A 23,006-nucleotide genomic window follows, 5' to 3' on the forward strand; every position below is an offset into this window, starting at 1 on the left:
GTTCGGGCAATTGGCGTTCCGACAATTGGCGTTCGGGCGATCGACGCTCAACCATGCATGCGGCTCCCGTCCGGATCGTAGAAATGATTGGAGACGATCTCGATCGGCCCGAACCGGTTGCGCAGCGGGTCGGAGACGAAGGCGCGCGTGCCGTGGCGCGCCTTGCCGCCCTTGACCAGCGCCRGCGCGATGTATTTGCCGAGCGCCGGCGAATAGCAGCAGGCGGTGATGTGGCCGATCGAATCGTGCGGGTTCTCCTCGTCCAGTTCCTCGACAATGTGGGCGCCGCCGTTGAACGGTCGGTTGTCGAGCGAGATCAACCCGACAAGCTGCAGCCGCTCCGGTGAGATGAGGCCTTCGCGGTCCATCATCGACGAGCCGATAAAGGGCTTCTTCTTCGACAGCATCCAGTCGAGATGCAGGTCGCGGGCGGTGGTGCGGCCGTCGATCTCGGCGCCGGTGACGTGACCCTTCTCGATGCGCATGGTGCCGAGCGCCTCGAGGCCGTAGGTGACCAGGCCGAACGGCTTGCCGGCTTCGATGAGGGCTTCCCAGACGCGGGTGCCGTAGCCGGCGCCGCAATAGACCTCGAAGGCCATTTCGCCGGAGAAGGAGAGGCGGCAGATCATCACCGGCACGCCCGCGATCTCACTGTGGACGATGCCCATGAAGGGAAGCGCCGCGTTGTTGACGGCGGTGCCGGTCACGCAAGCGGCAAGGATGGCCCTGGCCTTCGGTCCGCCGATCGCGGCACCCGCCCATTCGTCGGTGACGGAGGTGACGGTGACTTTCAGTTCGGGCCAGATGACGTCGAGAAAATATTCCAGATGCTGCATCACCTTGCCCGCATTGGCGGTGGTGGTGGTCATCAGGAAATCCTGCTCGCCGAGCCGCCAAGTGGTGCCGTCGTCGAAGGCCAAGCCGTCCTCGCGCAGCATCAGGCCGTAGCGGGCTTTGCCGACGGCGAGCGTGGAAAACATGTTGGTATAGACGCGGTCGAGGAACTCGGCCGCATCCGGTCCCTGCACGGCGATCTTGCCAAGCGTGGAGACATCGACGATGCCGGCGCTTTCGCGCGTGGCCTTGGCTTCGCGAACATAGGCCTGCTCGACGGTTTCGCCGGCAAGTCCGTAGATCATCGGCCGGTACCACAGGCCGGCCGAATACATGGTCGCGCCGTTGGCGATGTGCCAGTCATGCATCGGTGTCAGCCGCTCGGGCTTCAAATCGCCGAAGCGCTCGGCGGCCAGCGAACCGATCGACACGGCGGTGTAGGGCGGCCGGAAGCGCGTCGTGCCGACTTCCGTGATCGGCTTGCCCAGCGCTTCGGCCATCATGGCGAGACCCGGCACGTTGGAGCTCTTGCCCTGGTCGGTCGCCATGCCGAGCGTGGTGTAGCGCTTCAGATGCTCGACCGAGATGAAGCCCTCGCGGTGCGCAAGCCGCACGTCCTCGGCGGTCACGTCGTGCTGGAAATCGACGAAGCTCTTGCCCTTGGCCTTGATCTCGAAAACCGGTGCGGGGTCGGGCTCGCCGGGGGCAGCTTCGACCGCGGGCAGGGGAGCGGAGGAGGCGGCTGCGCCGGCCGCCGAGAGACCGGCCGCGCGGCCCTCGGCGATGGCTTCGACGGTCGAGAAACTGCCGGTAAAGGCGCCGGCGCCGATCCAGCGCTGCGTCGGCTGCGGCGGCAGGAAGGCCTGCCTGGCCGAGTCCCACTCGGGCTTCGCGCCGGCCTGGCTGGCGAGATGGATCGTCGGCGACCAGCCGCCGGACATCAGCAGGCAGTCGGCATGGATGCTGCGCTCCTCGCCGCTGAGCGCGCCGCTCATCAAATCGAAGCGCTGTACCTTGAGGCCGGTAAGCGCCTTGCCGCCTTCGGTCGCGACCACGGCATGGCCTGCGAACAGTTCGGCCTCGGCTTCGCTCGCCATCCTGCTCACCTCGTTCGACACGTCGCTGCGGACGTCGATGACGGCGACGACGGCGGCACCGGCCTGCTTCAAAGCAACGGCCGAGCGATAGGCGCTGTCATTGTTGGTGAACAATGCGATGCGCTGGCCGGGCAGCACGCCGTATTCATTGGCGTAGCGCTCGGCCGCGTGCGCCAACATGACGCCCGGGCGGTCGTTGCCCGGAAACACCAGCGGACGTTCGAAGGAGCCGGTGGTAAGAACGACCGTCTTGGCGCGGATCGCCCAATAACGCTGGCGCGGTTCGCCCTTGCCCGGGACTTCCTTGTGATCGGTCACCCGTTCCAGCGCGGCAAGCGTGTTGCCGTCATAGTAGCCCCAGACCGTCGTGCGCGGCAGCAGGCGGACGTTGTCATAGCCTTCGAGCTGGCCGACGATGCGCTGGGCCCAATCAGAAGCCGGCGAACCGTCGATGGTTTCGCCCGACCAGTTGGCGGACCCGCCGAAATGCGCATCGAGCTCGGCCAGGATCACGCGCGCGCCGTGGTCGGCCGCTGCCTTCGCCGCCATCAGGCCGGCCGGGCCGGAACCCACCACCAGCACGTCGCAGAAGGCGTTCATGCGCTCGTAGCGCGAGGTATCGGGCGCGGTACCCGCCTTGCCGAGGCCGGCGGCGCGGCGGATGAAATGCTCGCAGAACATCCAGAAGCGGGTGCCCTTGAGCGGACCGATCACTGGTCCCATAAAGGTCTTGTAGTAGAAGCCGGCCGACAGGAGCTTGCCGCCGAGTTGGTTGAGCGCGCCGATATCCCAGGCCAGCGAAGGGGAGCGGTTCTGGCTGACGGCGACGAGCCCGTCATAGATCTCGACCATAGTGGCGGGAACGTTTGGTTCGCGCACATCGCCGCGCAAAACGGTGACCAGCGCATTCGGCTCTTCGACGCCGGCGGCGAGCAGGCCGCGCGGTCGGTGATATTTGAACGAACGGCCGAACAGCGTCACGCCATTGGCGAGCAGCGCCGATGCCAGCGTATCGCCGGCATGGCCGGTGTAGGGCGCGCCGTCGAAGGTGAAGCGGATGGTGCGCAGCCGGTCGATACGGCCGCCGGTATCGGTGCGGCGCGGGCTCACGGGCGGCCCTCCGTCTTGTGGCCGCCGCGGGCGAAGGCGGTGCTCAGGATCTCGTGGGTGAGCGTGTTGCGCACCACCCTCAGATGCGCGCGGCAGCCGCCGGAGTGCTGCCAGATCTCGTTGTGATCGCCGGCCGGGTTCAGCCGGTCGTAGACATAGGCGTTCCAGGCGTCGAGATCCTGCGAGGCAGGCTGCGGCCGCTCGCGGTTGCCGTCGCCCTGGTAGGTGAATTCAATCACGTCGCGGGGGCCGCAGTAGGGACAGGTGATCAGCATTTTGATTTCGACCCTAATGCAGCCTGGGCGTCGCGCCCTGGCCTTTGTCGTCGATGATCAGGCCGCGATAGAAGCGATCGAGCGTGAAGGGCGCGTTGAACTCGTGCGGTTCGTCCTTGGCAATGGTCCAGGCAAAGCACCAGCCCGACGCCGGCGTCGCCTTGAAGCCGCCATAGCACCAGCCGCAATTGAGATACATGCCGGGCAGCGGGCCGGTGGTGATGATCGGCGACCCGTCYATCGTCATGTCGCAAATCCCGCCCCAGGAGCGCAGCATGCGCACCCGCGCCAGACCCGGGAACAGCGMCAGCATCTCGCTCATCACTTCATCGACGATCGGCAGGCTGCCGCGCTGGGCGTAGCTGTTATAGCCGTCGAGGTCGCCGCCGTAGACGAGGCCGCCCTTGTCGGATTGCGAGATGTAGAAATGGCCCATGCCGAAGGTAAGAATGGTGTTGATGATAGGCTTGATCGACTCCGAGACGAAGGCCTGCAGCACATAGCTTTCGATCGGCATACGGGAAATACCCGCAAGCTGCATGACACGGCCGGTGCTGCCGGCAACGGCCAGCGCGACCTTTTTGGCGCGGATTTCCCCGCGTGTCGTCGTCACCCCGGTGACGCGATCGCCGTCGCGAAGGAAACCGGTGACCTCGCAATTCTCGACGATATCGACRCCGCGCCGGTCCGCGCCGCGTGCATAGCCCCAGGCCACCGCGTCGTGGCGGGCGGTACCGGCGCGCGGCTGCATCAGCCCGCCGAGGATAGGAAAGCGCGCCGAGCCCGAGACGTCCAGTGCCGGCACAAGGCGCTTGATCTGCTCGACGCTCATCAACTCCGCATCGACGCCGAGATGGCGCATGGCATTGCCACGCCTTGCATAGTCGTCGAGCTGGGCCGGCGTGTGCGCGAGGTTCAGGCAGCCGCGCTGCGAGAACATGACGTTGTAGTTGAGGTCGTGCGACAGGTTCTCCCACAGCTTCATCGAATGTTCGTAGAAGCGGGTGTTCTGGGGCAGGAGATAATTGGACCGCACGGCGGTGGTGTTGCGCCCGACATTGCCGGAACCCAGCCAGCCTTTTTCAAGCACCGCCACATTGGTGATGCCATGTTCCTTGGCGAGATAGTAGGCTGTCGAGAGCCCATGGCCGCCGCCGCCGACGACGATCACATCGTAGGATGCCTTGGGGTCCGGCTTGCGCCAGGCCGGCTTCCAGTCCTGATTTCCGTTCAGCGCGTTCTTTAGCAGCGAAAAGGCCGAGTATTCCGCCATTCTTCGTGTCGTCCTGTTGGTGCGAGGCGGCACACTATAGAGCAGCCCTCAACCGCAAAGCCAAGATTGCGCCATCGCTTTTCGACAGGCCGACTTCGATTCATGGCATCGATCCGCGGATCGGAACGGCTTGCCGCCCGGTATGCCGGTCTTTATCAAGGGCGGAATTTTCGAAGGTTTTCGGCCGCGAGTCGCCTGTCACATTATGATCTCACGACTGCTACGCCTGATCCTGGTCGTCATTGTCGCCGCAGCGGCGCAGCCGTCGCCTAGCGCGATGGCGCAGGCAATCGGCCAGGGCTCCGCGCACCTCATCGCCGACCAGACCAAGGCCATCCAGGACCTGACGGCCAAGACCGATGGTCTGGAGAAGAAGATAAGCGACCCCGGCGAGGACGATGCCGGGCTGGTCGATATCCGCCTGAAGCTCGAGGATATATCGCGGGCGGCGCTGAACAGCGCGCTCGCCTTCCGTTCGCGCCTCAACGACATCAACAAACGCATCGAGGCTCTGGGGCCGCCGCCGGCGCAGGGACAGCAAGAGCCCGCGATCGTCGCCAATGAGCGCGCCGCGTTGACGGCCGAGAAGGCCGAGATCAATGCGGTGGTCGCCAGCGCGCAGAACCTGTCGATCCGCATCAACGGGGTGGTCGACAAGATCGCCACCAAGCGCAGCGAGCTTTTCCGCAGCGTGCTCACCAAACGCTACGAATTGACCGATGCGCTGAGCCCGCAAGCCTTCTCCGACGCGCATGAGCAGTTCACCGGCCTCTACAGCGCCGTGGCCTCCTGGCTGACCTTCGCGTTCAAGTTCAAGTTCCAGGCTGTTCTTGCCGCGACGCTGATGGCGCTGGCGCTGGCGGCCGTGCTGCTGATCGGCGGCAGGCGGCTATTCGGCCGCATTTTCGAGCCCAATCCATCCGTGGAGGATCCCTCATATCTCAGCCGGCTGTCGGTGGCGTTCTGGTCGACGCTGCTGCCGACAGCTGCGCTCGGCGTGTTCTTCGCCTCGGCAGTGTTCTTCTTCAACTACTACAACGTGCTGCGCGGCGACATCGGCACATTCCTCAACGCGCTGCTCGCCGTCGTCGCGGTGGTGTTCTGCGTCAACCGGCTGACCAACGCCGCGCTCGAGCCGCGACTGCCGAATTGGCGGCTCATTCCAGTCGCAACCGGCCCCGCGCGCTGGCTGGTGCGGTTGGCAACTGCAATGGCCGTGGTCATCGGCTTCAATTTCTTCCTGTCGGTCGTCAACGAGAAGATGGGCTCGCCGCTGTCGCTGACGATCGCGAGGAGCTTCGTCGCCACCGTCATCGTTGGCATCATCCTGATCCTGATGGCGCTGCTGAGGCCGTTCAAGGCGCGCGATGGGTCCTGGAGGCCGTGGCCGGCGTGGCTTCGCTTCCTTGCCATCGGCCTCGGCCTGTTCACCATCGCCGCAGCGCTGCTCGGCTATATCGGCCTTGCGCTGTTCGTCTCGCTGCAGGTCGTGGTCACCGGCACCATCCTGGTCACCGCCTATATAGGCTTCCTCTCGGCGCGGGCGATCGGCGCGGAGGGCGGCTTCGCCGACACGTCGGTGGGACGCTGGCTTTCCACAAACTCCAGCTACGAGGACACCGCGCTCGACCAGCTCGGCCTGGTGGTGAGCATCGCCATCAACCTGATGATCGTGCTGGTGTTCCTGCCGCTGATCCTTTTGATGTGGGGCTTCCAGCCCGGCGACATCGAGGCCTGGGCCTATAAGCTGGCGACGGGCATCTCCATCGGGTCCGTCACCATCTCGGTGCTGGGCATCCTCACCGGCGTCGTCGTCTTCGTCATCGGCTATTTCCTGACCCGCTGGTTCCAGGGCTGGCTCGACGGGTCGGTGATGGCGCGCGGCAAGGTCGACGCCGGCGTGCGCAACTCGATCCGGCTGGCGGTGGGCTATGCCGGTGTCGCGCTCGCGGCGCTTGTCGGCATATCGGCGGCGGGCATCGATCTCTCCAACCTGGCGCTGGTTGCCGGCGCGCTGTCACTGGGCATCGGCTTCGGCCTGCAGAACGTGGTCTCGAACTTCGTCTCCGGCCTGATCCTGCTTGCCGAACGTCCGTTCAAGGTGGGCGACTGGATCGTTGCCGGCGAGATCAGCGGCACGGTGAAGAAGATCAGCGTGCGCGCTACGGAGATCGAGACGTTCCAGCGGCAGTCGGTGATCCTGCCCAACTCCAACCTCATCAACAATGCGGTCGGCAACTGGACCCACCGCAACAAGCTCGGGCGCATCGACATCAAGGTGGGCGTCGCCTACGGCAGCGACGTCAAGCGCGTGCACGCCCTCCTGCTCGACATTGCGCGGACCCATCCGATGGTGCTGAAGAACCCCGAGCCCTTCGTGCTCTTCACCAATTTCGGATCCGCCGCGCTCGAATTCGAGATCCGCCTTTTCGTTGCCGACATCATGAACAGCAACGTCGTGCAGAACGACATCCGCTTTGCCATCTTCGATACATTCGAGGACGAGCATATCGAGATCCCGTCAACGCCGCGCGCGGTCGTCGAGACGAAGAAGCACGAGGCCTGGCCGATCGACGATGACAAGATGGAGCTGGAATTCGCCGAGCGCGAGCGGCTGGAGGCGGAAGCCGCGGCCGAGCAGGCGCGTTTGGCCAAAACGAAGCGGAGAGGCCRCAAACCAGACCCGGACTAAAGCGCGTCGCGCTGAAGCGGATTCAGGCGACGCGGTTTAAGTCGTTGTTTGATGCATGTCGTGCTCCCAAAACCGCTGCACACTTTTGGGCGACATGCATTGGTGTTTTGATGCCTGTCGTTCTCCCAAAACCGCCGTGCACTTTTTGGGCGACATGCATCAAATTTGCCGGCTGGCCAATTTCCTGCCCGAAACCAATTGTGGCATGAATGCGGCATTCAGTTGCGGTTCATGTGGCATCTCATATAAGCTCTCACGCAAAGGGCGAAAATRCCTTTCGAATCTGAATAGAGGCGGTGTGAGAGCACCGGAATTGCAATGTGGAAGCCTGTCGTTGCCGCCATCGCTTTTCTGGCTGTGGGCGGTTCGGCTTTTGCGGCCAGCGCGATCAACAAGGACGCTCAGACGCGGACGTTGATCGTCACCGAAGGCGGCGGCAAGACCGAGCTGGCGCTGGCGGCCGGCGAGACGGTGGAGTTCTGCCCGAACGGCTGCTTTGTCACCCTGCCCAATGGTGACCTGGAAGCGCTGACCGGCTCGGAAACGGTTGAGATCTCGGGCGGTGTTGCCCGCGTCAAGTAAGAAGCCTCGCAACATGATCGGCAAAGGCCGGGCGGATGTCCCGGCCTTTTATCGTTTCCGGTAGCCGCTGCTTGATGGGAGTGGACCTCCAGTGCTCCAGTCCCGGCATGATCAAGATCGAACTCGGCGCGCTGCTTGCTGTGGAGATCGACCAAATCGTCGTCAAGCTGAAGACCCCCGGCTACCAATGTCGGCTTCTAGGCACCTGGGCACTCGCCTGAGCTTGGCGGGCGGCGCTCTGTTCACAAAGCCAGTCGGACCGGCCCAGTGTGCTTGACAAGACGGCGAGGGCCCGTTCAACTTAGGCCATTCACCAGGGGAGTCCCGGCAAGGGGCTGAGATACTGCTGGCTTTGCGGCGCAGTGACCCGTTGAACCTGATCCAGTTCATACTGGCGTAGGGACGGTGCAAGCGCTTTGCGGGAGTTCATGCCCGAAGACCTGCTTGACGCAGGCACATCGAAGCGTCCTTTCATCCTTCCGGCACAGAACTGGGTCTCCAATGCAACGAGCAAAGGAGTCTCAAATGAATGCCTTGACCCCGACCGTATCGACCGGGCCGCTGCCTGCCTCGCGCAAGATCCACAAATCGGGCCTCCTCCATCCGCAGATCAAAGTGCCGATGCGCGAGATCGCCGTCCACCCTACTGCCGGCGAGCCGCCGGTGACGGTCTACGATCCGTCGGGCCCCTATACCGACCCGGCGATTGAAACGGACATCGAAAAGGGTCTTGCCCGGCTTCGACAGGACTGGATCGTGGCGCGCGGCGATGTCGAATCCTATGACGGCCGCCATGTCAGGCCGGAGGACAACGGCTTTGCGACAGGCGAGCGCCTGACGCGGGAATTTCCGATCCGCAACCGCCCGCTGAGGGCCAAGGCCGGCAAGGCGGTAACGCAGCTTGCCTATGCGCGCGCCGGTATCATCACACCCGAGATGGAATTCGTGGCGATCCGCGAAAACCTCGGCCGCGAGATGGTGCGCGGCAGCCTGCAACAGGATGGCGAGGCGTTCGGCGCATCGATTCCGGATTTCGTCACGCCGGAATTCGTGCGCGACGAGGTGGCGCGCGGCCGYGCGATCATCCCCGCCAACATCAACCATCCCGAGAGCGAGCCGATGATCATCGGCCGCAATTTCCTGGTGAAGATCAACGCCAATATCGGCAATTCCGCCGTCACCTCCTCGATGGCCGAAGAGGTCGAAAAAATGGTCTGGGCGATCCGCTGGGGTGCCGACACGGTCATGGACCTGTCGACGGGTCGCAACATCCACAACATCCGCGAATGGATCGTGCGCAATTCGCCGGTGCCGATCGGCACGGTGCCGCTCTACCAGGCGCTGGAGAAGGTCGGTGGCGTCGCCGAGGATCTGAGCTGGGAGGTCTATCGCGACACGCTGATCGAGCAGGCCGAGCAAGGCGTGGACTACTTCACCATCCATGCCGGCGTGCGGCTGCATTACATCCCGCTGACCGTCGACCGGGTCACAGGCATCGTCTCTCGCGGCGGGTCGATCATGGCGAAATGGTGCCTGCACCACCACCGGGAGAGCTTCCTTTACGAGCATTTCGAGGAAATCTGCGACATCGCCAGAGCCTACGACGTCTCCTTCTCGCTCGGCGACGGCCTTCGTCCCGGCTCGATCGCCGATGCCAATGACCGAGCGCAATTCGCCGAGCTGGAGACGCTTGGCGAGCTGACGAAGATCGCCTGGGCAAAGGACTGCCAGGTGATGATCGAAGGTCCCGGCCATGTTCCCATGCACAAGATCAAGCACAACATGGACAAGCAGCTCGCCACCTGCGGCGAAGCACCCTTCTACACGCTCGGGCCGCTGACGACGGACATAGCGCCGGGCTACGACCACATCACGTCCGGCATTGGCGCCGCCATGATCGGCTGGTTCGGCACGGCCATGCTCTGCTATGTGACGCCGAAGGAACATCTCGGCCTGCCGGATCGCAACGACGTCAAGACCGGCGTCATCACCTACAAGATTGCCGCGCATGCCGCCGATCTCGCCAAGGGGCATCCCGCGGCGAAGATCCGCGACGATGCGCTTTCGCGGGCACGGTTCGAGTTCCGCTGGGAAGATCAGTTCAACCTGTCGCTCGATCCGGAAACGGCGCGCTCGTTCCACGACGAGACGTTGCCCAAGGAAGCGCACAAGCTGGCGCATTTCTGCTCGATGTGCGGGCCGAAATTCTGCTCGATGCGTATCTCCCACGACATTCGCGCGGAAGCGCAGAAGGAGGGGATGGCGGCGATGGCGGAGAAATATCGCGCGGGCGGCGATCTCTATATGCCGGTCGAAACGCCCGTCGAAACGCCCGGGGCGGATAAACCGGCTTTGGCGCAGAGAGGTCGGGAGACGCGCTGAGCCATGCTCCGTGTCCTTGTCAAAGGCGCCGGTGTGGCGGGCCTCACCGTCGCCTACGAATTAGCCGCGCGGGGTGCGTCCGTCACGGTTGCTGAAATTCGGGGCCAGATAGCCGGCAATGCCTCCTGGCTGGCCGGCGGCATGCTCGCCCCCTGGTGCGAACGCGAAAGCGCGGAGGAGGCGGTTGTCACGCTTGGCAGAACTTCGGCCGATTGGTGGGAAAGGACACTGCCCGGGCTCGTGACAAGAGCCGGCACTCTCGTCGTCGCCCATCAACGCGACGCCTCCGAGCTTGCGCGTTTTGCGGCTCGTACGCGCAATTGTGAGACTGTCGATGAAGAGGCGATTGCCGCTCTCGAACCCGATCTTGCCGGTCGCTTCCGTCAGGGCCTTTTCTTTGCGGGCGAAGCTCATCTCGATCCCCGCCAAGTTCTCGAAGCGCTCGCCGGCAAACTGCGCGCGATGGGCGTTGTCTTCCTGTTCGAGGCGAGCGGGGAGGTCCATCCCGGCTTTGACCAGGTGATCGACTGCACGGGCATTGCGCGAGCCGACGACGATCTGCGCGGCATGCGCGGCGAAATGCTGATCCTGCGCACGCGTGACGTCTCGCTCGCCAGGCCGGTGCGTCTCCTTCATCCGCGTCATCCGATCTATATCGTGCCGCGGGYAGATCATCACTTCATGGTCGGTGCGACCGTGATCGAAAGCGACCATGACGGACCGATCACCGCCCGTTCGCTGATGGAGCTCCTCAACGCAGCCTACGCACTCCATCCAGCGTTGGGCGAGGCCGAAATCGTCGAGACCGGAGTGGGCGTGCGTCCTGCCTATCCCGACAATCTGCCGCGGCTGAAGCGTCGGAAGGACGGCGCGATCACCATCAACGGCCTCTACCGGCACGGTTTCCTGCTTTCACCGGCCATGGCCGAGCAGGCCGCCGGCCTTCTCTTCAATTCATCTGCCGACCTGGAGTCTGAAAATGAAGCTGATCGTCAACGGCGAAGCGCTTGAGGCCGAGGCGGCGACGCTCGACGCCCTTTTGAAGGAGCTTGACTATGAGGGCGGCTGGCTCGCTACCGCGCTGAACGGCGATGTTGTGCCAGCGGCTGAACGGACGCAATTCCGGCTGCGCGAGGGCGACCGGATCGAAATCCTGTCGCCTATGCAGGGAGGCTAGCCGATGTTCGATCTTCTCGGGACAAAGCTGGCCTCGCGCCTGCTGCTCGGCACCGCCCAATATTCTTCGCCGACGATCCTTGCCGAAGCGGTCAAGGCCTCTGGCACCTCAGTGGTCACCGTCTCGCTGCGCCGGGAAATGGCCGGCGGCAGAACCGGCGAGAAGTTCTGGTCGTTGATCCGCTCGCTCGGCGTGAGGGTCCTGCCCAACACCGCCGGCTGCCATTCCGTCAAGGAAGCCGTGACGACCGCGAAGATGGCGCGCGAGGTCTTCGGCACCCCTTGGATCAAGCTCGAAGTGATCGGCAACCACGACACGCTGCAGCCCGACGTATTCGGACTGGTCGAGGCCGCACGCATCCTTTGCGAAGACGGTTTCAGCGTGTTCCCCTATACCACCGACGACCTCGTCGTCGCCGAGCGGCTGCTCGAGGCGGGCTGTAAGGTCCTGATGCCGTGGTGCGCGCCGATCGGTTCGGCCCTCGGACCGGTCAACATCATGGCGCTGCGCTCGATGCGCGGACATTTCCCTGACGTCCCGTTGATCGTCGATGCCGGGCTCGGACGGCCGTCGCATGCGGCAACCGTCWTGGAACTCGGCTTTGACGCCGTGCTCCTCAACACGGCGGTCGCCAAGGCTGCCGATCCGGTGGGCATGGCGCGCGCTTTCAGCAAGGCGGTCGATGCCGGCCGCGAAGCGTATGGTTCCGGATTGCTCGAGCCGCGTGACGTCGCCGTGCCGTCGACGCCTACAATCGGCAGGGCGATCTTTTCATGAAGCTCGATCCCTTCTACCTGATCGTCGACAGCGCCGCCTGGATCGAGYGGCTGGTGCCGCTCGGCGTCAGGCTGGTGCAGCTCCGCATCAAGGACATGGACCAGGACAGGCTGCGCTCGGAAATCCGCAAAGCGAAATCCTTATGCGCCCGGCACGATTGCCTACTCATCGTCAACGATCATTGGCGGCTGGCGATCGAGGAGGGCTGCGACTTCGTCCATCTCGGYCAGGAGGATCTGCAGGCCGCAAGCGTTCCTGAGATACGGGCGGCCGGCATCAGGCTAGGGCTGAGCACTCATGACCATGGAGAACTGGAAACGGCGATGGCAGCCGCGCCCGACTACATCGCCTTGGGTCCCGTCTATCCGACGATCCTGAAGAAGATGAAATGGGCGCCGCAGGGGCTCGAAAGAATCCAGGCATGGAAAGACAAGGTCGCGCCCATTCCGCTGGTCGCCATCGGCGGCCTCAATCCCGAACGGCTCGACGGCGTTTTCGAAGCCGGCGCCGACAGCGCCGCGGTGGTGACGGACATAACGTTGAACCCCGATCCCGAGATGCGCACCAGGGATTGGATCAAAAAGACGGACCAATGGCGCTGACCCGGGATCCCCATGTGCTCGTCGTCGGCGGATCGGATTCCAGCGGGGGTGCCGGGATTGCGCGCGATATAGAGACGATCTCTTCGATCGGCCTGCGTACTTGCGTTGCTGTCACCGCGGTAACAGTGCAGACACACCAATCCGTCACGACAATCCATCACATGCAGCCAGGCCTGGTCGCCGACCAGATGCGGGCGGCGCTGCGGGCCAATAGAGTGTCGGCGGTAAAGATCGGCATGCTTTCAACGGGACGTGTCATCGCGGCGGTCGCCGGCGTGCTGCGCGAAAATCCCCGGATACCGGCAGTCCTTGATCCGGTGCTGGCTTCCTCGTCAGGCAGGCCGCTGCTCGAATCGGGTGCGATCGGGGTCTTGATGYGCGACCTGATGCCGCTCTGCCGTCTGGTCACGCCGAACCTCATCGAGTTGGCGATCCTGATCGGTTCGGATTTGGCTTTGGACGACGACGATGCGCTACGGCAGGGAAGGCGACTGCTTGCGGGCGGGCCGCAGGCGCTGCTCATCAAGGGCGGCCATGCAGCGGGACCCAGATCAACGGATATCCTGTTGATCTCCGGACAGGAGCCTGTCCGCTTCGACATGCCCAGGCTTGCCGGATCGATTCGCGGGACCGGCTGCATGCTGGCGAGCGCGATCGCCGCGCATCTGGCCGGTGCGAGGCCGCTCGAAGACAGCGTGCGCGAAGGCAAGCGGCTTGTCTTTGAAAAGCTCCTGCGGGGTATCGAGCGCGACCACGGGGCATAAGGATTTCTCACCCATGACAGCCCGGACGAGGCGCGTTCGGCGGTCCGGGTCGCTCGGCCTTTTTCTAATGTCGCAAACAGGCTTCAATGATCCCACCGCTCGGCCCTATAGTCCGCGCGCTTTACCACTTTGGAGTCGCGGGCAATGGCAGAGTTTCCGAAAAAGGCGAAGGTCGTCATCGTCGGTCTTGGCGGCATCGTCGGCGCGTCGGTCGCCCACCACCTGATCGAGCGCGGCTGGGACGGCATCGTCGGCATCGACAAGTCGGGCATCCCGACCGATATCGGCTCGACGGCGCATGCCTCAGACTTCTGCTACACCACGAGCCACGACTTCCTGTCGTGCTGGACGACGCTCTACTCCATCGATTTCTATGAGAAGATGGGCCATTACGCGCGCATCGGCGGTCTTGAAGTCGCGCGCGTCGGCGATGACGGCCGCATGGATGAAATCAAGCGCAAGGTCGCTTCCGCCAAGGCCTTCGGCACCCGCGCCCGCCTGATCGAGCCGGCCGAGATCAAGAAGAAGTTCCCGCTGATCGAGGAGCATCTGGTGCAGGGCGGCCTGTGGGACCCGGATGCCGGCCTCGTCATCCCGCGCTCGCAGACGGTTGCCGGCAAGCTGGTCGACCAGGGTGTGGATTCCGGCAAGCTCCAGGCCTTTGCCAATACGTCGGCCAAGGAACTGATTGTCGAGAACGGCCGCATCAAGGGCGTGGTGACCGAGCGCGGCACGATCGAAGCGGACTATGTCGTGGTCTGCACCGGTATTTGGGGTCGGCTGACAGCCGCACTGGTCGGCGAAGATCTGCCGGTCATGCCGATCGACCATCCGCTGACCTTCTTCGGGCCTTACAACGAATTCGCCGGCACCGGCAAGGAGATCGGCTGGCCGCTGCTGCGCGACCAGGGCAACTCCGCCTATATGCGCGACACCGGCGATCCCAAGACCGCCGAAGGCGGCCAGATCGAATGGGGCTATTACGAGGAGACCAATCCGCGCCTCTGCCATCCGCGTGATCTCCTGGAAAAGGATCAGGCGCGGCTGTCGCCGTCGCAGCGCGACCTCGACATGGAGCAGATCATGGCGCCGCTGGAGCGGGCCATGGAGCTGACGCCGATCCTGGGCGAACTCGGCTACAATGAGGGACATTCCTTCAACGGCCTGCTGCAAGTCACCACCGACGGCGGCCCGTCGATGGGCGAGAGCCAGAAGGTGAGGGGCCTGTGGTACGCTGTCGCCATCTGGGTCAAGGACGGCCCCGGCATGGRCAAGCTGATCGCCGACTGGATGACCGACGGGCGCACGGCGATCGACCATCACGCCATCGACTATGCGCGCTTCTATCCGCACCAGACGCAGGAACAGTTCATCTGGGATCGCTGCACCGAGACGGCGATGAAGGTCTACAATCCGGCGGTCCATCCGCGCGAGCCCTTCTCCAAGGGCCGCAACGTCCGCCGCTCGCCGTTCTGGGAGCGCGAAAAGGAACTCGGCGGCTATTTCATGGAGTTGGGCGGCTGGGAGCGCGCCCACGGCTACGCGGCCAACGAGCATCTTCTGGAGAAGTACGGCAACCGCGTACCGGTGCGCGAAAACGAGTGGGACAACCGCCATTTCTGGCGCGTCTCCAATGCCGAGCATCTGGCGATGAGCGAGGATTGCGGCATCGTCAACCTCTCGCACTTCTCGATGTATGACGTCGAGGGCCCCGACCATGTCGCATTGCTGGAATGGCTGTGCGCGGCCAAGATCGGCGGCGACAACAATATCGGCAARGGCATCTACACCCACTTCCTCGACGAGGAAGGCATGGTGCGCGCCGACTTCACCGTCATCCGCATGGCCGATCGCTGCCGCGTGATCGACGGCGCCGATGYCGGTCCGCGCGACTTCCGCTATATGCAGCGTACCGCGCAGGACAAAGGTTTTGATGTCACCGTCACCGACGTGACCGAGAAATACGTGACCATCGGTATCTGGGGGCCGAACGCGCGCATGACCCTGCAGAAGGTGGTCGAGGACCCGAACGGGCTGACACCGGAGAATTTCCCCTTCGCCGCGATCAAGCCGATCCGGATCGGCGGCAAGGACGTCACAGCCTTCCGCATCTCCTATGTCGGCGAGCAGGGCTGGGAACTGCATATGCGCTACGAGGACGGGCTCGCCGTCTGGGACGCGCTGCGCTCGACCGGCGTCATGCCGTTCGGCGTCGAGACCTACGCCAACACGCGCCGCATGGAAAAGAGCCTGCGCCTGCAGAATGCCGACCTCTTGACCGAGTACAACCTGCTCGAGGCCGACCTTGCCCGCCCGAAGGTCAAGGAGAACGATTTCTGCGGCAAGGCCAAGCACCTCGAATACCGCGCCCGCGAGCACCAGCCGGCGATGCTCTGCACGCYGGTGATGACAGAGAATACCGACTCCAGGGGCGTCGCGCGCTATCCGGTCGGCATCATGCCGGTCCAGGATYCCGCGACCGGCGAGACACTGGTCGATGAACTCGGCCGCCGCTCCTTCACCACTTCGGTCGCCTACGGTCCGACCATCGGCAAGAACATCGCGCTTGCCTATCTGCCTTGGGCCTATTGCCAGGAGGGCCRCAAGCTGCAGGTAGAGTATTTCGGCGAGACCTATCCGGTCGAGGTGGCCGGCGTCGGCTACAAGCCGCTCTACGATCCGGAGAACCTCAAGCCGCGCAGCTGAACGCGTTCGCGTCTGCGCGAACTTCCAAAAAAGGGCTTGGCTCGATGCCGGGCCTTTTTGCTTTGTTCATGCGCGATTATCGCTTACCGTCGCCTCATGTCCGCTCCCGGCCGAACAGGGCACTGGCTTTCCGGCGCCGCTGCGCTGGCGCTGCTCTTCGGCCTGACCGCGCGATCGTCCGCCGTCGAGCCGGTCGATGTCGAGCTGGTGCTGGCGGTCGACGTTTCCCTCTCCATGTCGCCGACGGAACTCGAGATCCAGCGCCATGGCTACGCCGCGGCGCTGACGGATGACAATGTGCTGAAGGCCATTGCCGACGGCGCCAACGGCAAGATCGCGGTCACCTATGTCGAGTGGGCCGGCACCAGATGGCAGCGTGTGATCGTGCCATGGACGGTGATCGCCAGTCGCGCCGATGCCGAAAGGGTCGTGGCGCAGCTCAACGCCAGCCCGCCAGACAGCGCGCGGCGAACTTCGATTTCCGGCGCGCTGACCTTCGGCAGCGACCTTTTTGCTGAAAGCGGTTTTCAGGGGACCAAGYGCGTCATCGACGTTTCCGGCGACGGACCCAACAACCAGGGCGCGCCGGTCGACATCACGCGTGACGAGGTGGTGAGGCAAGGTATCACCATCAATGGATTGCCGCTGATGACAAGGGACGGGTTCAGCGGCGCCTTCGACGTCCCGAACCTCGACCGCTACTACAGCGACTGCGTCATCGGCGGGCCGGGCGCCTTCATGATTCCGGTCAACGACTGGACGCAATTCCCGGAAGCCATCCGCCGCAAGCTGGTGCTCGAGCTTGCCGGTCCGGCCTCGCAACAACGGGCGGCGAAAGAGGCGGCCCATCCGCCAGTCGTGCTCGCCGGCGACGGACCGGCCACCGATTGCCTCGCCGGTGAGAAGATGTGGCGCGGGTGGATGCTGGACAGTCGCTAAAGCAATTCCAGCAATAGTGCGCGGCGGTTTTCCTTCGAAACGCGTTAAACCACTGCCAGGCCTGGCGGCTGTACGGCCAACCATGGGCTTGCTCCCCTGCGCGGCGCGATGGCAAAATGTCGTGGGGTCGGCGGTATCGTTCGAAGCGACTAAAGCGCGTCGCGATCTTTCTCCATGCGCTTTAGGTTTTTGATTTTATGCATGTCTTTGTCCCGATTCCCACTTTCGGGAGACATGCATTAGACGAGGAAGCATCACAATGAAGCGCCTGCTCATTCCGACCCTGTTTGCGTCCCTGCTTTGCGCCGGCAGCGCCAGCGCCCAATTCTACGGCGAGGCGGCCTGCGTGCTGTTCGAACACAGCAACTTCCGCGGTCGCTCGCTGGAAATGGGCCCGGACGACGCCGTCAATTTCCGCGGCGGCCAGTTCTGGAACGACCGCACCTCCTCGGTGCTCGTGYGCCGTGGCTGCACGCTCGTTGCGTATGAGCATTCCGGGATGYGCGGCCGCTCGATCGAGATCAACCGCGGGGTCCGCGACTTCGCAGGTTCCGGCTGGAACGACCGCATCTCATCGGCGGAGTGCTATTGCGATCGGTACTGAGGGCCGAACCGACAGTTTCAGCAGAGAGCGTCCCTGATCATGCGTTCCAGGGCGTCGGYCATGCGCGGCATGGAGGCCACCTCGCCGGCGTCCTRAGGCACTCTGCCAGGGGTTTTGTTCGCGTCCATCAGATAAGTCTTGCCGTCGTGGACCGCGAAATCGAACTTGCCGTAATCGAAGCCCAGTTCCCTGCGCCTCTGCCGGAGGTCATCTGGGATCGGGCAGGGCTCGCTGCGAAACACGCCGGCGCCTTTCACGATGCGGTCGCGCGAGACGAAGCGGCCGCAGAAATCATAGTCGCCGCAAAAGAGCCAATAGCGCAGTGCGAAACCATCCGGCTCGATTTCGGGTAGGAATCTTTCGACCAGCAGATTCGGGTCGCTGAAAACCTCCGCCGGCACCTCCGACGCGCTGTCGAAAACCCGGTATTCCTTCATCACTCTGGCGTTGGGAAATGGCAGAGCGCGCCTTGCTCGCGCGGCGCGATGATTGAGGCGGCTCTCCGGCAGGCCGCCGCAGTTTAGAACGCCTTTGACGATGACCGGACCCTGCCAGCCGTCGTGCTGGACGACCCTGGCCATGCTGACGCGCGATTTTGAAATATCGGTCACTGCGACATTGAGGCAAAAGGGAAAGCTGCGCCCGTATTCGATGTAGGCTGGGTCGACAATCGTAGCGTCTACATGAAGGACTGCGGCGTCTCCCCTTATCTTCGTAGAGAAACCCTGGGCGATGGTCCACGAATGGCCCCGCCGGCGCAAATCCTCAAGGATCGCATGGATCATGTAGCTGCTTTCGGCTCGCCGAAACAGCTTGCGCTCGAGCAACCGGTCGTGCTCGTGCGTGATCACCACTATGTGCGCCACTCCGGCCCCCCCGGCCATCTTCCGCTTGAGCAGGTGATAATATAGAGGGCTGTTCCAGGGGAAGTGCTGTGCACTACAAAAAGGGGGAGGGGCATGTCCGACCTGTGGGCAAATCTTTTTCGAACGTGGGATCTCATCAAGGCGCCTTTGCGCCCGCATCCCGATGTCGTGGAGGTCATGAAACGCGAGCTTCGGACCGAGGACGCAGAAATGGTGCTGTTTGGCGTCACGCCGGAGTTTTCCAAGCTCGGCAAATCGCTGGTCGCTGTCGACGCCAATCCGAACATGATCGGGGCGCTGTGGATCGGCGATGATGCGACCCGCAGGGCCGTGGTCGGCAACTGGCTCGACCTGCCACTGACGGATGGAAGTGTCGACGCGATTGCCGGCGACGGCTGCCTTTCGGCCGTCATAAGCGAAGCCCAGCGCCTTAGATGCCTGCAAGAGATGGCTCGTGTGCTGAAGCCTGGCGGCCGCGCTGCCATCAGGTTGTTTGCAAGGCCGAAGCAAACGGAGCCGCTCGAGGCCATCAAAGCGGATGCCCTGGCCGGCAGGATAAAGGCGCTGGCGGAAATCGTGCTCCGCACGGCGCTGTCATTGCCAGCCGCGGCGCCCGACTACGGCCTGAAGATGTCGACCGTCCTTGACGGTATCAACGAGATGTTCGGCGACCGGACCGAACTGATGGCGGCGGGCGGATGGCAGCCGGGATCGTTTGCCTTCATCGATCTCTACAAAGGGTCCGACACGATCTGTTGCTGGTTGAGCGAGGACATCCATGTGGCGGAGGCATCGCGGTACTTCGACGATGTGCGCCTTGTTGCCAGCGGCGACTATCCCGTCGCCGAGCGCTGCCCGGTGCTGGTCGTGAGTTCGCCGCGGATTTGAGATGCGCCGGATTCGCCATGGAGCCGGGCGTGAGCAAGCTTCTCATCGAGGGCATTTGAGGAAGCGATCTTCATGGCCTCGCGCGTGATCGTGAAGGGCGCACGACCGGCCGCATCAAGTCCGACGTGCCGGTCGACCTGCCGCATCCGCGCCTCTACAGGCTGAAGACCAGCCCGGAATTTTCGGCGCTGAAGCCGCAATTGACCGAAGACATCCGCATCGAGGCGATGCGGACGGCGCAGACGCAAATCTGTTTAAGGCGTGTCGCACAGAAATGGATTCGGGCGACCCGCGTCCTAAGTCTTTCTTTTGAGATGCATGTTGTCGCCCAAAATCGCAGCGCACGTTTGGGCGGCATGTATTTGGTTCCGTCGGGAATCTACCTGCTCAGGCGGCCAGCAACTGCTTGCGATCGACCCGTTCCTGCTGCGGCGAGCGCGCGTAGAGCTCGCGGTAGCATTTGGAGAAGTGCGAGGCCGAGACAAAGCCGCAGGCCACAGCCACTTCGACCACCGGCATCGACGACTGGATCAGCAGATGCCGAGCGCGGTCGAGGCGGATCTCCAGATAGTAGCGGGCAGGGGAGCGGCCCATCTCGGTGCGGAACAGGCGCTCGATCTGTCGGCGGGAGAGATCGACATGATCGGCGATTTCGATCAGCGACAGCGGCTCGGCGAGGTTCGCCTCCATGAGCTCGATGATGGTCAGCACCTTGGAATTCTGCACGCCGAGGCGCGCCCGCAACGGCAGGCGCTGGCGATCGGTCGGGCTGCGCACGCGGTCGGTCAGCACCTGCTCGCAGACGCGATTGACGAGGCTTTCGTCGAAGTCGTCGCCGATCAGCTTCAGCATCATGTCGAGCGCGGCGGTGCCGCCGGCACAGGTGTAGACGTTCTGATCGATCTCGAAGAGGTCGGCAAAGACATTGGCCTTCGGGAAGGCTTCGGAGAAGCCGGGCAGGTTTTCCCAGTGGATGGCGCAGCGCTTGTTGGAAAGTAGGCCCGCGGCGGCCAGGATATGGGCGCCGGTGCAAAGGCCGCCGACAGCGACGCCGCGATTGTATTCCTCGCGCAGCCAGGCGAAGGCCGACTTGTTGTGGTAGCGCTCGACATTGATGCCGCTGCAGACGATCGCCATGTTCGGCCTGTCCGGCCCGGCCATCTTCCTGCGTTCTTCCTCAAGCGAGGTGTTGACGGCGCATTCGACGCCGTTGGAGGCGCGCACCGGCTTGCCGTCGATGCTCGCCAGGCGCCAGCTATAGGCTTCGTAGCCAAGCATCCGGTTGGCCGAGCGCAACGGATCAAGCGCCGTTGCGAAAGCGATCATGGTGAAGTCGGGAACGAGGAAGAATACGAACGATCTCTTGATCGGGTGCTTTACGGCATTCACGGGGAACCTCACGCGGCCATGACGCGAACAGAATGTCGCGAACAGCATAGCGACAACAGGAAATGCCATTCTTGTCAATCGTCTAGACGGCTAAGTGAAGATTAAATTTGCGACACGGGTCGCAAATGGGCAATCGCCGATGGCGCGAGCCTGGAGATTGCACTTCAGATGTCCGGCGGACATGCGGTTAGAAATGAAAACGCCGCCACGGCAAGCCGGGCGGCGTCGAATTCCATTCAAGACGGCATCAACTGCCGCCGGCAATAGCCGTCTTAGGCAATGAAGCCGAGGCGGGCGGCAGCCAGGGCGCCGGTCTGGCCCGGCATGGTCTTGGCAAGGCGCTGACGCTCAAGAGCGGTCGTCAGGTTCATTTCGCGGCGAGGGAAAAGGCGGGCAAGCAGCTTCATTGTCATCTCCATTTGGGTTTGCTCAGACGGGTCGCCTTCGCTTAATGGAGTGGGGCAGCTCGTTTTTGCTGGGCGTGATATAAGCTTGTTTCAGCAAAGACTAAATCGCAAAAACGAAGCGCTTGATATGAAAAGCGACATCAATTGCGACATTTTTGGGCGATGTGCCGATAATTTGCCATTATTTACAATGGTTTAAATCGAAAGTCAGGTCGCTATGCGAGTGGTTCATATGCGTCATGCAGCCGCCGCATGGCTGGAAAACTCGTTTGAGTGCAAACAAAAAGGCCTGCCGGGCTGATGCGGCAGGCCTTCAGCATTCTATGCACACGCTGTTACTTCGCTCCGGCCCAGGTTCCAAYGCCGAGGCGGGTGCCGGTCTTGGCGTCGGCGGCCTCCGGCCAGCCGATATCCTTCTGCAGCTCGAGCGGCAGCGAGCGGATGGCGCGTTCAGTCTGGTAGCGGGCACGGGCCGCGCTGAATTCGGTCGCGAGCCGACCGATGGATGACAAGATGGACATTCTCTTTCTCCTCGAATCGGGCAGGGAGGCGCCCGGCAATGTGTTACGTCAGGTCTGTTTCAGCTTCATTTCATGTCGATGGCAGGTCTGTATCTTGGTCGTCTGATGGCTGCTTGTGGCAGCATCCTGCGTCGATCGAGGTTGACTGTGCGCCTGAAGTGATGTTCAATCAAACGAAATGGGATGATCGTTTGCATCAGAAAAATTGAAGGCAAACTCCGATGAATGCCCCTCTCAACCATCCTCTGCCGCTCCTCGATCTCGATGTGCTGCGCACTTTCGTGGCGATCGCCGAGACCGGCAGTTTCACTACCGCCGCCAATGCGGTGTTCCGCACGCCCTCGGCCGTCTCCATGCAGATCAAGAAACTGGAGGACATTCTCGGCCGTTCCGTCTTCGCGCGCGACGCGCGTTCGGTGACCCTGACCACGGATGGCGAAATGCTGCTGGGTTACGCCCGGCGGCTGTTGTCGATCAACCGCGAGGTGGTGTCGAAGTTCATCATTCCCGACATTGTCGGCGTGGTGCGGCTCGGCTCCCCGGACGACTATGGCGAGCGTGTACTGCCGCATGTCTTGAAGCGCTTCGCGCAGTCGCATCCGTCGATCGCCGTCGACGTCACCATCGACCAGAGCATCAATTTGCGCCGGCGCATGGACGACCGTGCGCTCGACCTCWCGCTGCTCACCAATTCCTACAAGACCAGCGCGCTCGGCGCCGAGGTGCTGTTGACCGAGCCGATCGTCTGGGCCGGTGCCAAGGGCGGCTGCGCACATATGCGCGAACCGCTGCCGGTCTCGCTGTGGGAAGAGGGATGCGCCTGGCGGGCGGGGGCGCTGGAAGCGCTCGGCCGCGAGGGCCGCAACTACCGCGTCGCCTATATGAGCGCCCACACGGCTGGCCAGCGCGCCGCCATCATGGCGGACCTCGCGGTCGCGCCGCTGCCCAAGTCTTTCCTCGGCGACGAGATGGTCGAGTTGGGCCAGAAGGACGGCATGCCCGATATCGGTACCTATAGTCTTGCCATGGTGGTGGCGCCCGACGCCAGCGCGCCGGTGAAGGCGGTGGCCGATCACATCCGCGCGACCTTCGAACTGTTCCGGGAAACCGGCAAGTTCTGA

General features: G+C 63.3%; 20 protein-coding genes, 2 pseudogenes and 1 riboswitch. Of the genes and pseudogenes, 15 read left to right on the forward strand and 7 right to left on the reverse strand.

From position 1 onward, the window contains the following. Positions 1 to 47: 47 nt before the first annotated feature. Genes ORS3428_RS01875 through ORS3428_RS01885 form a run of 3 tightly spaced genes read right to left on the reverse strand, consistent with a single transcriptional unit; the run spans position 48 to position 4,589 of the window. On the reverse strand, positions 48 to 3,041 hold the full coding sequence (locus ORS3428_RS01875) for a sarcosine oxidase subunit alpha (protein WP_071094113.1): 2,994 nt from the start codon (positions 3,039 to 3,041) through the stop codon (positions 48 to 50). Beyond that, complete coding sequence (locus ORS3428_RS01880; RefSeq protein ID WP_071094114.1) at positions 3,038 to 3,316, reverse strand: sarcosine oxidase subunit delta; 279 nt, start codon at positions 3,314 to 3,316, stop codon at positions 3,038 to 3,040. Before ORS3428_RS01880 ends, ORS3428_RS01875 begins: the two co-directional genes overlap by 4 nt. A gap of 13 nt (positions 3,317 to 3,329) precedes the next feature. Further along, complete coding sequence (locus ORS3428_RS01885; protein WP_071094115.1) at positions 3,330 to 4,589, reverse strand: sarcosine oxidase subunit beta family protein; 1,260 nt, start codon at positions 4,587 to 4,589, stop codon at positions 3,330 to 3,332. A gap of 205 nt (positions 4,590 to 4,794) precedes the next feature. On the opposite strand from ORS3428_RS01885, the gene ORS3428_RS01890 reads away from it, so the two are divergent. The 11 genes from ORS3428_RS01890 (at position 4,795) to ORS3428_RS01940 (ending at position 17,814) form a co-directional block, all read left to right on the forward strand. Continuing rightward, entirely contained in the window at positions 4,795 to 7,281 is a 2,487-nt protein-coding gene (locus ORS3428_RS01890; RefSeq protein WP_071094116.1) for a mechanosensitive ion channel family protein, read from the forward strand. A gap of 318 nt (positions 7,282 to 7,599) precedes the next feature. Beyond that, the gene (locus ORS3428_RS01895) at positions 7,600 to 7,863 is read left to right on the forward strand and encodes a hypothetical protein (protein ID WP_071094117.1); all 264 of its coding nucleotides are present in this window, start codon (positions 7,600 to 7,602) and stop codon (positions 7,861 to 7,863) included. A gap of 305 nt (positions 7,864 to 8,168) precedes the next feature. Beyond that, a riboswitch (TPP riboswitch) is annotated at positions 8,169 to 8,284 on the forward strand. A gap of 104 nt (positions 8,285 to 8,388) precedes the next feature. Continuing rightward, on the forward strand, positions 8,389 to 10,245 hold the full coding sequence (thiC, locus tag ORS3428_RS01900) for a phosphomethylpyrimidine synthase ThiC (protein ID WP_071094118.1): 1,857 nt from the start codon (positions 8,389 to 8,391) through the stop codon (positions 10,243 to 10,245). 3 nt (positions 10,246 to 10,248) lie between these two features. Next, positions 10,249 to 11,256, forward strand: a complete 1,008-nt coding sequence (gene thiO, locus ORS3428_RS01905) for a glycine oxidase ThiO (protein WP_071094119.1) — start codon at positions 10,249 to 10,251, stop codon at positions 11,254 to 11,256. Next, a complete protein-coding gene (gene thiS / locus ORS3428_RS01910) occupies positions 11,225 to 11,422 on the forward strand; it encodes a sulfur carrier protein ThiS (RefSeq protein ID WP_071094120.1) in 198 nt (65 codons plus the stop codon). The genes thiO and thiS overlap by 32 nt, the downstream gene beginning before the upstream one ends. Before the next feature lie 3 nt (positions 11,423 to 11,425). Then, positions 11,426 to 12,199 (forward strand): thiazole synthase, encoded by a 774-nt coding sequence (locus ORS3428_RS01915; protein WP_071094121.1) that lies wholly within the window; start codon positions 11,426 to 11,428, stop codon positions 12,197 to 12,199. Next, positions 12,196 to 12,801 carry a thiamine phosphate synthase gene (locus ORS3428_RS01920; RefSeq protein WP_071094122.1) on the forward strand — a complete coding sequence of 202 codons (606 nt, stop codon included), beginning with the start codon at positions 12,196 to 12,198 and terminating at the stop codon, positions 12,799 to 12,801. Before ORS3428_RS01915 ends, ORS3428_RS01920 begins: the two co-directional genes overlap by 4 nt. Further along, entirely contained in the window at positions 12,792 to 13,565 is a 774-nt protein-coding gene (locus tag ORS3428_RS01925; RefSeq protein ID WP_071094123.1) for a hydroxymethylpyrimidine/phosphomethylpyrimidine kinase, read from the forward strand. Before ORS3428_RS01920 ends, ORS3428_RS01925 begins: the two co-directional genes overlap by 10 nt. Before the next feature lie 144 nt (positions 13,566 to 13,709). Continuing rightward, complete coding sequence (locus tag ORS3428_RS01930; RefSeq protein ID WP_071094124.1) at positions 13,710 to 16,271, forward strand: GcvT family protein; 2,562 nt, start codon at positions 13,710 to 13,712, stop codon at positions 16,269 to 16,271. Between the two features lie 96 nt (positions 16,272 to 16,367). Further along, positions 16,368 to 17,210, forward strand: a complete 843-nt coding sequence (locus tag ORS3428_RS01935) for a DUF1194 domain-containing protein (protein WP_071094125.1) — start codon at positions 16,368 to 16,370, stop codon at positions 17,208 to 17,210. A 259-nt stretch (positions 17,211 to 17,469) separates the two neighbouring features. After that, positions 17,470 to 17,814, forward strand: a complete 345-nt coding sequence (locus ORS3428_RS01940; RefSeq protein ID WP_071094126.1) for a peptidase inhibitor family I36 protein — start codon at positions 17,470 to 17,472, stop codon at positions 17,812 to 17,814. 17 nt (positions 17,815 to 17,831) lie between these two features. On the opposite strand, the gene ORS3428_RS01945 is transcribed toward ORS3428_RS01940, so the two are convergent. Further along, positions 17,832 to 18,839: a hypothetical protein gene (locus ORS3428_RS01945; protein WP_131802830.1), complete on the reverse strand. Its 1,008-nt coding sequence runs from the start codon at positions 18,837 to 18,839 to the stop codon at positions 17,832 to 17,834. Between the two features lie 126 nt (positions 18,840 to 18,965). Between ORS3428_RS01945 and ORS3428_RS34350 the strand changes: the two are divergent. The 3 genes and pseudogenes from ORS3428_RS34350 to ORS3428_RS33810 form a co-directional block, all read left to right on the forward strand. After that, positions 18,966 to 19,106 (forward strand): annotated as a pseudogene (locus tag ORS3428_RS34350) (class I SAM-dependent methyltransferase); the annotation flags it as partial. Positions 19,107 to 19,136: 30 nt separating this feature from the next. Continuing rightward, positions 19,137 to 19,568: a hypothetical protein gene (locus ORS3428_RS33805; protein WP_244507829.1), complete on the forward strand. Its 432-nt coding sequence runs from the start codon at positions 19,137 to 19,139 to the stop codon at positions 19,566 to 19,568. Positions 19,569 to 19,622: 54 nt separating this feature from the next. Further along, positions 19,623 to 19,810: pseudogene (locus tag ORS3428_RS33810) on the forward strand (ABC transporter ATP-binding protein); the annotation flags it as partial. A 145-nt stretch (positions 19,811 to 19,955) separates the two neighbouring features. On the opposite strand, the gene ORS3428_RS01955 reads toward ORS3428_RS33810, so the two are convergent. The 3 genes from ORS3428_RS01955 to ORS3428_RS01960 form a co-directional block, all read right to left on the reverse strand. Beyond that, positions 19,956 to 20,894, reverse strand: a complete 939-nt coding sequence (locus ORS3428_RS01955; protein WP_443136834.1) for a GlxA family transcriptional regulator — start codon at positions 20,892 to 20,894, stop codon at positions 19,956 to 19,958. A gap of 335 nt (positions 20,895 to 21,229) precedes the next feature. Continuing rightward, positions 21,230 to 21,364: a hypothetical protein gene (locus ORS3428_RS34185; protein WP_108722951.1), complete on the reverse strand. Its 135-nt coding sequence runs from the start codon at positions 21,362 to 21,364 to the stop codon at positions 21,230 to 21,232. 335 nt (positions 21,365 to 21,699) lie between these two features. Continuing rightward, a complete protein-coding gene (locus tag ORS3428_RS01960) occupies positions 21,700 to 21,885 on the reverse strand; it encodes a hypothetical protein (RefSeq protein WP_071094129.1) in 186 nt (61 codons plus the stop codon). A gap of 221 nt (positions 21,886 to 22,106) precedes the next feature. Here ORS3428_RS01960 and ORS3428_RS01965 point away from each other — a divergent pair, with 221 nt between their 5' ends. Beyond that, positions 22,107 to 23,006, forward strand: a complete 900-nt coding sequence (locus ORS3428_RS01965) for a LysR substrate-binding domain-containing protein (RefSeq protein ID WP_071094130.1) — start codon at positions 22,107 to 22,109, stop codon at positions 23,004 to 23,006.

Origin of the sequence: Mesorhizobium sp. ORS 3428 (assembly GCF_001854785.1) — a bacterium.
In the GTDB taxonomy this organism is placed as follows: domain Bacteria; phylum Pseudomonadota; class Alphaproteobacteria; order Rhizobiales; family Rhizobiaceae; genus Mesorhizobium.